Raw genomic sequence first — 12,974 nt, 5'->3', positions numbered from 1 at the left:
AGGTATGGGATTATTCACGGCTAACCTTATCTATGCCGTTAATTTTTTTGAGTCTGTTCATGATTTTTGTAAGTATCGCATTGTTCTTAACCCTTAGCGTAATTTGCCCATTAAAAACCCCGTCTATACTTTCAAAATTAATCTTTTGCATATTCACATTCAGGTTACTGGAAATTTCTCGAGTGATCTCACTTACCAATCCTAAATTGTCAATTCCGGTTAATTTCACCACTGCTTTAAAGTCTTGTTGTGAAGAATCTATCCATTTTGCGGGAATAATCCGGTAGGCGTAATTGCTTTGAAGCTGTAGCGCATTTGGGCAGTTTTTCTTATGAACTTTAATACCATCATTTACCGTAACAAAACCAAAAACCTGGTCTCCGGGAATTGGGTTACAACAATTTGCTAATTTATATTCTAAAGTTTCGTCTTCATCCCTTCCAAAAACAAGTTGGTCGTATTTTGAAGTGATTTCATCTTTATTAAGATCTTCGGCAATAACCGGTTTTTTGATCTTTCGCTTAATATAACTTACCAGTGCGTTGCTTCTTGAAGCGGCAAATTCTTTGAGTTTTTGGTTATCAATTTTTCCAATTCCAACACGATAAAACAGGTCCAGGCTGGTTTTAAGGTTAAAATGAACCACAAGCTCGTTAATGATTTTCTCGTTAAACGGAATTTTTTGAGCCCGTAATTTTCGGGTAAGGATTGCTTTGCCTTCTTCGGCAATTTCCCGTTTTTCGTCTTTTAAAGAAGTTTTTATCTTAGCGCGAGCCCTTGCAGTTGTTGCATAATCAAGCCAATTCACATTGGGCTGTGCGTTTTCTGAAGTAATTATTTCTACCTGGTCTCCGCTTTTTAATTCGTGACTTAAAGGCACCAGTTTATTATTAACCCGGGCGCCCCTTGTTTTTAAACCTATTTCGGTATGAATACTGAAAGCAAAATCTAAAGGCGTAGAACCTTTTGGTAAAGATTTTAAATCTCCCTGGGGCGTAAAAACAAATATTTCTTTTGAATAAAGATTCAGCTTAAATTGCTCGACAAAATCTACGGCATTTACATCGGGATTTTCTAAAGCTTCCTGAAGCCGGTTTAACCATTCTTCTATCCCGTGATCTTCCTGAATATCGCCTTGTTTGTATTTATAATGAGCTGCATAACCTTTTTCAGCAATCTCATTCATTCGCTGACTTCTAACCTGAACTTCTACCCAGCGACCTTTTGGGCCCATTACGGTGATGTGCAGCGCTTCGTAACCTGTAGATTTAGGTGAAGAAATCCAATCCCGAAGTCGGGTAGGATTTGGTCTAAAATGATCGGTTACTATAGAATAAATTTTCCAGGCAAGAAATTTTTCGTTGGCCTGATCACTTTTGTATATAATTCTAATGGCAAATTTATCGTAAACCTCGTCGAAGCTCACATTTTGGGCTTTCATTTTACGATGAATAGAGTATATTGATTTAGGCCTCCCTTTAATATTATAATTAAAATTCTCCTGCGTGAGGGAATCTTCAATTACTTTGGAGAATTCTCTAATATAGGCGTCCTGCTCTTCCTTACTTTCTTTTATTTTGGTATATATCTCGTTATAGACCTCGGGTTCGGTATATTTTAATCCCAGGTCTTCGAGTTCGGTTTTAATGTTGTAAAGTCCTATTCGGTGGGCAAGCGGGGCATAAATATAAAGGGTTTCTGAAGCAATTTTTTCCTGCTTATCGCGCCGCATCGCATCCATAGTTTGCATATTATGCAATCTATCGGCTATTTTGATAATAATTACCCGAATATCATCATTAAGGGTAAGCAGCATTTTTCGGAAATTTTCGGCTTGCAGCGAAACATCTTTATCTTTCTTTAAACTTGAAATTTTTGTGAGCCCGTTTACGATAGTCGCTACGGTTCCCCCAAACATTTCATCAATATCTTTAAGTGTGTATTGGGTATCTTCTACCACATCGTGTAAAAGTGCAGCAATGATAGAAGTGGCATCCAAACCAATTTCTGCAGCTACAATTTTTGCCACTGCAATTGGATGAAAAATATAAGCTTCGCCAGATTTTCTACGCTGGTCTTTATGGGCATCTACAGCGGTGTCAAAAGCTTTTCTAATTTGCTTTTTGTCATCATCACTTAAACTACGGTAACTTATGCGCAGCAGTTCTTTATATTGCCTTGCAATTTGTTTGTTTTCTTTTTCTATAGCTGCTTCTGTCATAAATTAAAAGTACAATTAAGATGGTAAAGAAACAACTACAAGCTGCGCTTTAAGTTCCTGAATCTTTGTAAAAGAGTAGGATGCGAATAGTGCATAAAAACATAAGCTTTATGCGGAGTAAGATTGCTTAGGCTATTTTTGGTAAGTTTTTTTAAACTTGAAATTAACGGCCCGGCACCATAAGTTCTCTTCGCATAATTATCTGCCTGATATTCAAATTTTCGGGATAAATAATTCATTAATAATCCTGTAATTTCTGAAATAGGACTGTACAAAATCCCGAAAGCAATCAAACCAATATGAAAACTGGGTTCTTGTACTCCCAGCGCTTGCGACAGTGCAGGGCTTCCTACAAATAACGAAAGCAACCACAATGTGAAACCTGTGGTTAAGATAGAAGCGGCCAAATTCACAATAATATGATTCTTTTTATAATGCCCGACTTCGTGAGCCAGTACCGCCACAATTTCCTCTTCTTCCAGGTCTTTTACCAAAGTGTCAAAAAGTGTGATACGTTTTTCCTTGCCAAATCCCGAAAAATAAGCGTTTGCTTTGGTACTTCTTTTAGAACCATCTATAATAAAAATATTATCTAGCGTAAAACCTACACTTGCCGCATAGGTTTCAATTTTAGTTCGTAAAGATCCTTCTTCCAAAGGACTTTGCTTATTAAATAAAGGAACAATAAGTTTGGCGTAGAACATATTGAGAAATACAGAAAAAACAGCAACAAGTATCCAGGCATACCACCAGAAATCGTTGCCTGCGAATTGATAAAACCAAACGATAAGCGCCAGGATTCCGCCGCCAAGTATCGCCATCATTAACCAGCCTTTTATTTTATCAAGAAAGAAGGTTTTTTTGGTGGTTTTATTAAAACCGTATTTTTCCTCGATCACAAAAGTGCTATACCAGGAGAATGGCGTAGTGAGAATATCGCTGCCAATCATAATTATTCCGAAGAAAATTAAAGCAACTAAAATTGCGTTTTCTGTGAAGTTCCTGGCAATATCATCTACCCAGGCGAATCCGTCAAAAATAATAAAACCTAAGGTGAGTATTACTGAAAACGTAGAAGTAAGAATCCCAAACCGGTAACGTTCCTTTTTATAGCGTTGTGATTTTTCGTATTCTTCCTTATCGTAAACATCACTGAGTTCCTGCGGAACAGGATCATCAAAATGTTTCGCGTTTAAAGTATCCAGGATTTTATCGATAATAAAGTCGATAATAATAATGGCGATAATGATATAAAATAAGATTTCAGGATTCAAAGGCTTTTTATTTTAATGCTGAATTATACTTAAGAGTTTTGGTGTTTCTTCTTTAAAAACCGCGCTGTCTTTTGGCTTCAAAAATAAGTATTCCTGCCGCAACAGAAACATTCATAGAATCAATTTCACCACTCATTGGAATTATAATATTCTGCGTTGAATTTTCGCGCCATTCTTCACTCAATCCGGTGGCTTCAGTTCCCACCACAATCGCTGCCGATTGGGTGAAATCTATTTGGTGATATGGTTTTGACGCTTGCAAAGCCGCAGCGTAAATTGAAATATTATTTTCTTTTAAAAAATCGATAATTTCTAAAGTGCTCCCGGTAGCGATTTGATTGGTGAATACACAACCTACACTGGAACGAATAATATTGGGATTGTAAAGATCGGTTTTGGGGTTGGCGATAAAAACTGCATCTACTTTTGCAGCATCGGCAGTTCTTAAGATCGCCCCTATATTTCCTGGTTTTTCAGGAGCTTCAGCGATAAGAATTAAAGGATTTTTTGTTTCAAATTTAATACTTTCAAGACTGTTTTCTTTTGTTTTGAAAATCGCTAAAACACCTTCGGTACTACCACGGTAGGCTATTTTTTCATAAACTTCCTTAGAAATTTCAGTAATCAGATTTTCGTTTGAAAGCAGTTCTTCAATTTCTTGAAAATCGATTAAATCTCGACAAAAATAAACCGCCTGCAGTTCAAATTTTCCTTTTAAAGCCAATTGAATTTCCCTTTCACCTTCAACTAAAAAAACACCTTCTTTCCTGCGCTGCCGTGATTTTTCCTGTAGCTGGAGCAGGTGTTTTACCTCTTTGTTTTGTGTGCTGCTAATTTGCTTAATCATAAGTGTAAAAATAGGGAGTTTAAACCTATTGCAAAGAAAAAGAGGTTAACAAAATACCGAATTCGGCTTAGTTGTTAACCTCTTTAAAATCTGTGAATTTATTACTATTTACTCGCGCTATCGTATTTTTCCTTATAACGTTGGTAAAGCTCGGTTTGATGAGTTTCCAAACTTACTTCGCGCCCCTGGATAAAAGCGTGGGTTAAGATATTTCCCCGCATATCTAGCGCATCACCTTCACTAATAAATAAAGTGGCAGTTTTTCCTTTTTCTAAAGTTCCAACCATATCATCTATCCCAAGTATTTTTGCCGTATTCGAGGTGATTAATTTAAGAGCTTCTTCTTTTCCTAAACCGTAAGCACCGGCAGTTCCCGCATAAAATGGTAGGTTCCTGGTGTTCATACGCTCCATACTTCCGCTGCTTTCCAGGGCTACCAACACCCCTTTGTTATGTAGGATTCCGGCTAATTTATAGGGAAAATCGTAATCGTGGTCTTCACTATTTGGCTGGTCATGCGGGCGCTGTACCAAAACCGAAATATTATTCTCTTTAAGTTCTTCAATAGCTTTATGTGCTTCGTAACCACCAACAATTACTAAATGTTCTATCTCTTGTTTTTGTTTAAAATCTATGGCATCAAGAATTTCTTTTTTGCCGTCTACGTGAATATAAACACGTTTGTCTCCGGTAAAAACATTTTTCATTGCATCGTAAGCAAGATTTGTTTTCTTATTGTTACCTGCTAAATAAGCTTTAGCCGAAGTAAAAAATTCTTCAAGTTCTAAGAGATCTTCCTGGTAATCTTCGCTGGGTTTTATACCGGGATCTTCCCCGGCCCACCAACGGCCTCTTGTAAAACTACTTGGCCAGTTTATATGTAAACCGTCATCCTCCTTAATTACAGCATCTTCCCAGTTCCATGCGTCAAATTGTACGATGGAAGAAGTTCCAGAAATTGTACCGCCTCTCGGCACAATTTGTCCCATTAAAACTCCATTTGGACGCATACTTTCTACCAGTTTACTTTCAGCATTATAAGCGATTAAACTTCTAATATGTGGAAGCATAGAGCCTATTTCATCTTCATCATCAGTAGCACGAACAGCATCGATCTCTACCAAACCTAAGGTAGCGTTTGGAGCGATAAATCCTGGGTAAACGTGTTTTCCTTCCGCTTCAATAATTCGGCCGCGATATTGCATTTTTGTAGCGGTAGCATCCATCACCTGGGTGATTTTACCGTCTTCAAAAATAATTAAACTGTTTTCTATAATTTCGCCATTTCCTAAGTGGGCTGTGGCTCCAACTATTGTTATTGCTTCGGTTTGTTTTGAAGCAGGTGTTTGTTGTGCAAAAGAATTTCCTACACAGGTAAATAGTGCAAGTAGTACTAAATATTTCATCTTCATTTGTTCTTTTTAATGGATTTCTTCCAGAGTGTTACAATGGATGTGTTGTTCTTCTTTCTTCGTTACCGGTTGGGTTTTTAAGCCTTTATTTTTAGCCTCCAACATTTGGGTAATTAATTGACTTCTTTGTTGCTGAATTTCTTTTCTTAATTTTTTATCCCGTTCTATATCAAAGAATACTTTTCCCTGAATTAAGGTTTTTTCTGCTTTGGCGTAAATAGATAAAGGATTATCAGACCACAATACCAAATCGGCGTCTTTTCCTGTTTTCACACTTCCAACGCGATCGTCTATGTGCAACAACTTTGCCGGATTCAAGGTTACGAATTTCCAGGCATCTTCTTCAGAAACTCCGCCGTATTTTACAGATTTTGCAGCTTCCTGGTTTAATCTTCTACTCATCTCGGCATCATCACTGTTTATTGCAGTTATAATTCCCTGGTTATGCATAATTGGTGCGTTAAAAGGAATGGCATCGTTCACTTCATATTTATAAGCCCACCAGTCAGAAAAAGTGGAGCCACCGGCGCCGTGTTCTTTCATTTTATCGGCAACTTTATAGCCTTCTAAAATATGCGTGAAAGTATTAATTCTGAAATCAAAATTTTCAGCAACTTTCATCAACATATTAATTTCACTTTGAACATATGAGTGTGCTGAAACAAAGCGTTCACTATTAATAATCTCCAGGAGGGTTTCCATTTCAAGATCTTTCCTGTAATCTTCATCGTTTTCCCTTGTTTCTTCATATTCTTTTGCGCGGGTAAAATAATCGGTAAACACCTGTTCTACACCCATCCTGGTTTGTGGAAACCTGGAACGGCTTCCCCAGTTAGATTGCTTCACGTTTTCACCCAGTGCGAATTTTATAAATTTCGGGGAATTTTCAAAGATCATATTCTCAGCATTTTCACCCCATTTTAACCTTAAAATTGCCGATTGGCCCCCAATAGGATTTGCCGAGCCGTGTAAAAGCTGAACGGTAGTTACCCCGCCTGCAAGGTTTCGGTAAATATTCATATCTGTAGGATCTACCACATCTTCCATAGTAACTTCTGCAGTAGAATTATGCCCTGCTTCGTTAATGGCAGAAGCGGCAATATGGGAATGTTCGTCTATAATTCCAGAAGTAAGATGTTTTCCGCTAGCATCAATAACTTTGGCATTTCCGGCGTTAAGGTTTTTTCCAATCCTGGAAATCTTCCCGTTTTTCACCAAAACATCGGTGTTTTCTATAATTCCTTCCTCTTCATTGGTCCAAACAGTTGCGTTTTTAAAAAGAATGTTTTCCTCTTCCGGCATTTCTGAAAATCCGTAAGCTTTATTCGGAAAACTTACCGGCATAATTTCGCGAATATCTTCCTCTTTATCTTTTCCGTTTTCTTCTTCGTCATCTTCAACTTCAGCGGTTTCAACTGAAGCTTTCTTAGTCGCGGTGAAATTGGTTTCAGAACCATCGCTTAAATAAGCCGTTCCAGAAATTTTCTTTTTATTGTCATCGGTTTTGGCCACTAAACGGGTAAAACCAGATTTTGTAGTATCGGCAGGAGAAAGTAATAAATTCATCCAGTTATCTGAAAAACTAAGTTTTGCACCCAGTTTTGTTTCACCAGATTTTACGCTTGCTTTTGGAGCTTCTGGCTTTCCTGAAATATTCAATTCATAAGTATTACCTTCAAAATTAAGATCGTAGGTTCCGGTAATATCGGTAGTATTCATTTTGTTAATCACCATTTTTTCGCCCTGGATCCAGTTTTCAAAAACACTGGTTTCTTTATCAAAATAGTCTCCTGAAGTTATTATGAAATTTGCCCAGGCGCCTTCTTTTAAAGTTCCCAAACGATCTTCTTCGCCTAGAATTTTTGCCGGAGTAGTGGTTAAGGCAGCAAGAGCATCTTCTTTACTTAAACCGTAGGAAACGGCTTTTAATAAATTATTTCTGAAATCTTTTTCAGCATCAAGATCGTGACTGGTAATGGTAAACGGAATTTCATTTTCGGCTAACATTTTAAGGTTTGCCGGTGCCTGGTTCCAGGTTTTCATTTCTTCTATAGTCACGTGTTCTGCCATAAAAGGGTCTTCCACATCGTAAGCATCAGGAAAAGTAAGTGGAACTATAAATGTACTTCCGGTTTCTTTTATTTCCTCAAGACGTTGATATTCTTTACCATCTCCTAAAATCGCATAATTTACATTGAATTCGTCACCAATTTTACCTGCTCTTAAAGCATCCAGAAGATTATCTGTTGCGAAGATTTGCGTCAGGTTTCTGTTTCTGTTCAAGGCTTCTAAAGCTAAATCTTTGTTGTTAGATTTTCCTTTTCCGTACCATTCGGCATCTAAATAGGTCTGCCTAATTAAAGCCATCGCTCCCATAGTTGAGGTTGGATACGATTGTCTGGACAGTTTGCTTTTATCAAAAGAAAGATATTGGGCCGAGCGATCTTTTAATATTCTATCACCTTCTGTTCCGCCGGGGTTCAAAGCTACCAGTATCCCGGTACCGCGTATAATTCCGTCAGGAACGTGAGTGTTTACCGCTCCAAATCCGGCTTTATGGAGTGAAGACGCAGCTTTTTCATCATAACTAAAAGTTTGTACTGCATCGGTTTCCGGTCTAATATGGTCGTTCCAGTAATAACCTTCACGATTCGCATCATATTGTGGCTCACCATTTCCGCTGCTAGCTTCTTCGGGTTCTTTTATTCCAAAACTGCTGTATAAATCAATAAATGAAGGATAAACTTCTTTCCCTCCTAAATCTATAATAACACTGTTTTGCGGTTGGTTAACAGATTTGCCAATGGCAGTAATTTTGCCATCTTTTACCACGAACATCCCATTTTCTATTGTTTGCTGCGGACTTACGTGAATTTTCGCATTTTTAAAAACGGTGTAGTTAGTTTGTGGATTTTTTACCCCGTCGTTTTTGGGGAAGTATTCCTGCGCCCTGGTTTGCAAACCGACCAGAAATACCAGACATAGTAAAAGTCTTATTTTCATAAATTGTAGTTGAATTAAATGTGGTTTTACTCTAAAGGCTGGTAAATTAAGAAAATTATAATAAAGCCGAAATTGGTTTTTGAAGATATACTTGAATTTATTTTTCTTAACCCTAAATTCACTAATTATTAGGTTAAAGTCTATTCTTTTCTTCAGAAAAATAATTAACCAGTAGTGCGACTACATAACTATAGCTTTTCATCCCATCGGCCTGGTTATTAACTATTAAAAACCGATTGTAAAATGCCTGAAACAAGGGTTCAAAAGGATTTTGATGAGCCAGCCAGAATTCTTCTACTTCCCGGTAGTTTTCCAAAATTCCTGGATTAAGTTTTGCTTTTAAGCTTTCAAACTTTTCAGAATCTCTTCGGTATAATTCATTTAAACAATATCGCAGGGCAAAAGTATATCCTGAATACCTAAAATATGCATCAGGATGGTTCATCGTGCTTAGGCAGGCAATAAAATTAGCTTCATTTTCTTTCGCAAAACCCAGTTGGTGGCCAATTTCGTGGCTGGCTGTGGTAGGGATTTTATAGGCAACAATTTGCGTATTTACCTGTGCCTCGCCGGTAAATGGGTTGAGGTACCCGTTAAAACCCATATAAGAAAGTGGAATACTATATAAAGATCGCTTTAGAGATTCTCCTTTGTAAGTGAGTTCTGGATAATCTTTGCTAATATTGGCATAGCCTTCTATGGTTTTTTCAAAGATTTCGTTTTTAGAATAGGGAATTGCCACGCTAACCGAATCATTTTCGGTTAGTTGATTGTGGAGTTTATTAGATTCTCTAATTAATATTTCTGAAAGTTGGTAGAGCTCTTCGGTGGTATAATCGTTTTCAATTTCCAAAGTTTCATGCAGCGGTAAGCGATAATAATTAAATCCCCAGAAAATATGAAAACAGGCATATACCACAGATAATACCGCAAGAGTATCTATAATCCAAAACCGTGGATTTTTAAATTTCTGCTGAAAACGTCTTATTATCCAACGAATTATTAAAATTCCGAAGAAAGTATATAAAAGGTCGCCAAGAGAAAATGGCAAAAATCCGTGCCCATAGCGCATTAATTTTGAAATTTCCGGGTATAGAAATCGACTGTACCAATTTTCTACCAGTTCGGGATATCCGGCCAGGAAAATGATAAAAACGATCTGCACCGGCAGCAGTAAAACTAAAATATAAAGTCCTTTTTTCTTCAATCGGTAATCGAGATTTTATGCTCCGAGGCTTGCCTCGAAATTAAAAATATTATTTTCTATGAATGCCTCGTGAGTTTGCTTCGAGGTGGTTTACTTTTTAAAATTACAATTATTAGCAAAACACGACTTAAAATTTTAAATAACTATTCCTCATTTGGTTAAATAAGTTTTAAAAAGCCTCTAAATTTTCCTTCTTTGTTTATTACCAATACCTTTGTGAAAGACCAAAATATAAAACAATGAACGAAGAAATAAGGGAATTAGAACCAAAAATCTTATGGAATAAATTTACCGATCTTAACGAGGTGCCCCGACCTTCTAAAAAAGAAGAACGGGTAATTGAGTTTATGAAAAGTTTTGGGAATAATCTTAATCTCGAAACCCTGGTAGACGAAACGGGAAATGTGGTTATAAAAAAACCGGCCACTGCGGGAATGGAAGATAGAAAACCTATTGTGCTGCAGGCGCATTTAGATATGGTGCATCAAAAAAATAATGATACCGATTTTGATTTTGAAACCAGCGGAATCAATATGTATGTGGATGGAGATTGGGTGCGAGCCAAAGGAACAACCCTGGGAGCAGATAACGGACTTGGAGTTGCCAGTATGATGGCGATTTTAGAAAGTACCGAAATTCAGCATCCTGCCCTTGAAGCTTTGTTTACTATAGATGAAGAAACCGGGATGACCGGAGCCAAAGGTTTAGATTCTAATTTACTGGAAGGTGATATTCTTTTAAATTTAGATACCGAAGAAGACGATGAAATTGGAATTGGATGTGCCGGTGGAGTGGATATCACGGCAGTTCGGGATTACGAAGTAGAGCACACACCCGATAATTCGGTTGGTTACCAAATAAAGGTAAAAGGCCTACAAGGCGGGCACTCTGGTATGGATATTATAAAAGGCCTTGCCAATGCCAATAAAATTATGGCTCGGGTTCTTTTTGATTCTAATCGTGATTTTGGTTTGCGTGTTTCCAGCATAAAAGGTGGCGGATTACGAAATGCAATTCCTCGTGAAAGTGAAGCAATTGTCGTGGTAGATAAATCGAATACCGAAACTTTTTTAACCGAAATTATTCAGCAGGTTCGGGAGATTAAAGCGGAATTTGCTTCGCTGGAACCCAATATGGATATTGAAATTTCTGAAACTGAAATTCCAAATGAGGTAATGAAAGTTGAAGATCAACAAGAAGTGGTTAAAGCTATTTCGGCCGCGCATAACGGCGTTTACAGGATGAGTCCCGATATTGAAGGTTTGGTTGAAGCTTCTAACAATATTGCCAGTGTAAAAGTTGGTGATGGGAAAGTGAAAATTAATTGCCTAACAAGGTCGTCGGTTGAATCTTCAAAAGATGATTTGGCAAATAGTTTAGAAGCAACATTTGAACTTGCGAAATTTAAAGTGAAATTATCGGGTGAATATCCCGGTTGGGCACCAAATCCTAATTCGGCTATTTTAAAAGTAGTAGATGAATTGTATAAAAACCTGCACCAGGAAAAAGCAGATGTTGCTGCCTGTCACGCCGGACTTGAATGTGGAATAATTGGAAACCATTACCCTGAAATGGATATGATCTCTTTTGGACCTACAATTAGAGGAGCACATTCCCCTGATGAACGCGCGAGCATTACCTCAGCCCAAAAATACTGGAAATTCTTAATTGAAGTTTTAAAGAATATTCCAAAGAAATAATTGGGGATATTTTTAAAAAGTAAAAAGGCTGTTTGAGTTATTTTCTCACGTCAAGCTGAATTTACTTCAGCTTCTAAGTTCTTTTGAAAATAGATCCTGAAACCAGTTCAGGATGACGAAAGATTAAAAATCAAACAGCCTTTATTATGTAAAATCAGGAAATTTATTCCTGTATTCCTACCAATTCTACTCTAAAAACAAGATCGGTGTTTGGAGGAATTACGCCACCGGCGCCTCTTTCACCATAGCCTAAATGACTTGGGATATAAAGTAAGGCTTCATCACCAACTTTAAGTTGTTGAATACCTTCTTTAAAACCTGGAATCATTGGAGCATCTGGGCCGTAAACTACTGTCATTGGACCATAGCCGCCCTGGTTCTTTCTGCTTTCATTAAATAAGCCCATTTCTTTTGCAAGTTCTTCTTTGTTTGTATCAAAGATCTCACCGTCGCTAAAATAACCTTCGTAAAGCACTTCTACCATTTGTCCGGTTTTTGGTCTTTCACCATCACCTTCTTGAAGATAATGTACCTTTAAACCGCTATCTAAAGTTTCAGCTTCGCCTTCGTGGCTTTCAAATTCTTGGGCTTTGGCTGTTTTAGCTTCCTGGCGTTTTTTAGCTTCGGCATCTTCTTTGTCTTTTATTGCCTGCAATTCTTCTTCAAATACTTTAGGAGCATCAAAATTTTTAGCGGCTTTTCCTTTTCTAATGATGTTCACCTCTTCCATGGTAACCTTTTTTGCAGGTCTGTCTTGTGGGCCGGTTTCAACTTTACCTATAGAATCTACAACATCCTGGCCTTCTACAACCTTTCCAAAAACAGTATGCCTGCCATCAAGGTTTGGAGTAGGGGCAAGAGTTACAAAAAACTGACTGCCGTTAGTGCCTGGGCCTGCGTTAGCCATAGAAAGAATTCCTTTAGAATCGTGACTTAAGCTGTCTACAATTTCATCTGGGAATTTATAACCGGGACCACCGCTTCCGGTTCCAGAGGGATCACCTCCCTGGATAACAAAGCCGTCTATAATTCTGTGAAAAGTTAATTCGTCGTAATAATTTTTTCCTTTATGGGTGCTGTCTACCATTTTGTTATTGCCTTCAGCAAGGGAAACAAAACTGGCAACCGTTATTGGAGTTTGCTCAAAGTAGAGTTCAGAAACAAACGTTCCGTAATTGGTTTTAAATTCAGCATACATCCCATCTTCTAAATCGGGATATTCATCGTTACAGGAAATCATGGTAAATACCATGGCACAAAGTAGTAGAAATTTACTGGTTCTCATTTATTATAAAAATTAAAAAGGCTTT

General features: G+C 37.6%; 8 protein-coding genes. 1 reads left to right on the top strand and 7 read right to left on the bottom strand.

Annotated elements, in window-relative coordinates; all coding sequences use genetic code 11:
• Positions 1 to 10: 10 nt before the first annotated feature.
• From B5488_RS06675 to B5488_RS06650, 6 genes are all read right to left on the bottom strand, one after another.
• Positions 11 to 2,221 (bottom strand): RelA/SpoT family protein, encoded by a 2,211-nt coding sequence (locus B5488_RS06675; protein WP_079734553.1) that lies wholly within the window; start codon positions 2,219 to 2,221, stop codon positions 11 to 13.
• A 35-nt stretch (positions 2,222 to 2,256) separates the two neighbouring features.
• Positions 2,257 to 3,495: a M48 family metallopeptidase gene (locus tag B5488_RS06670; RefSeq protein ID WP_079734552.1), complete on the bottom strand. Its 1,239-nt coding sequence runs from the start codon at positions 3,493 to 3,495 to the stop codon at positions 2,257 to 2,259.
• Positions 3,496 to 3,547: 52 nt separating this feature from the next.
• Positions 3,548 to 4,342: a TrmH family RNA methyltransferase gene (locus B5488_RS06665; protein ID WP_079734551.1), complete on the bottom strand. Its 795-nt coding sequence runs from the start codon at positions 4,340 to 4,342 to the stop codon at positions 3,548 to 3,550.
• 104 nt (positions 4,343 to 4,446) lie between these two features.
• Positions 4,447 to 5,754, bottom strand: a complete 1,308-nt coding sequence (locus B5488_RS06660) for an amidohydrolase family protein (protein WP_079734550.1) — start codon at positions 5,752 to 5,754, stop codon at positions 4,447 to 4,449.
• Positions 5,755 to 5,763: 9 nt separating this feature from the next.
• Positions 5,764 to 8,757, bottom strand: a complete 2,994-nt coding sequence (locus B5488_RS06655; protein ID WP_079734549.1) for an amidohydrolase family protein — start codon at positions 8,755 to 8,757, stop codon at positions 5,764 to 5,766.
• A 133-nt stretch (positions 8,758 to 8,890) separates the two neighbouring features.
• Positions 8,891 to 9,964, bottom strand: a complete 1,074-nt coding sequence (locus B5488_RS06650) for a DUF3810 domain-containing protein (RefSeq protein ID WP_079734548.1) — start codon at positions 9,962 to 9,964, stop codon at positions 8,891 to 8,893.
• A gap of 239 nt (positions 9,965 to 10,203) precedes the next feature.
• Between B5488_RS06650 and B5488_RS06645 the strand changes: the two genes are divergently transcribed.
• Positions 10,204 to 11,664, top strand: a complete 1,461-nt coding sequence (locus tag B5488_RS06645; protein ID WP_079734547.1) for an aminoacyl-histidine dipeptidase — start codon at positions 10,204 to 10,206, stop codon at positions 11,662 to 11,664.
• A 163-nt stretch (positions 11,665 to 11,827) separates the two neighbouring features.
• On the opposite strand, the gene B5488_RS06640 is transcribed toward B5488_RS06645, so the two are convergent.
• Positions 11,828 to 12,949, bottom strand: coding sequence for a peptidylprolyl isomerase (locus tag B5488_RS06640; RefSeq protein ID WP_079734546.1), 1,122 nt, complete (start codon positions 12,947 to 12,949; stop codon positions 11,828 to 11,830).
• Positions 12,950 to 12,974 lie beyond the last annotated feature (25 nt).

The sequence above is a fragment of the Salegentibacter salegens genome, from assembly GCF_900142975.1.
Classification (GTDB): Bacteria; Bacteroidota; Bacteroidia; order Flavobacteriales; family Flavobacteriaceae; genus Salegentibacter; species Salegentibacter salegens.
The sequence above is the reverse complement of the archived record's forward strand: the minus strand, read 5'-3'. Positions and strand labels throughout refer to the sequence as shown.

Excerpts from the sequence above, each read along its gene's own strand:
- B5488_RS06675 (WP_079734553.1), bottom strand. The coding sequence starts at position 2,221 with ATGACAGAAGCAGCTATAGAAAAAGAAAACAAACAAATTGCAAGGCAA.
- B5488_RS06665 (WP_079734551.1), bottom strand. The coding sequence starts at position 4,342 with ATGATTAAGCAAATTAGCAGCACACAAAACAAAGAGGTAAAACACCTG.
- B5488_RS06660 (WP_079734550.1), bottom strand. The coding sequence starts at position 5,754 with ATGAAGATGAAATATTTAGTACTACTTGCACTATTTACCTGTGTAGGA.
- B5488_RS06655 (WP_079734549.1), bottom strand. The coding sequence starts at position 8,757 with ATGAAAATAAGACTTTTACTATGTCTGGTATTTCTGGTCGGTTTGCAA.
- B5488_RS06645 (WP_079734547.1), top strand. The coding sequence starts at position 10,204 with ATGAACGAAGAAATAAGGGAATTAGAACCAAAAATCTTATGGAATAAA.
- B5488_RS06640 (WP_079734546.1), bottom strand. The coding sequence starts at position 12,949 with ATGAGAACCAGTAAATTTCTACTACTTTGTGCCATGGTATTTACCATG.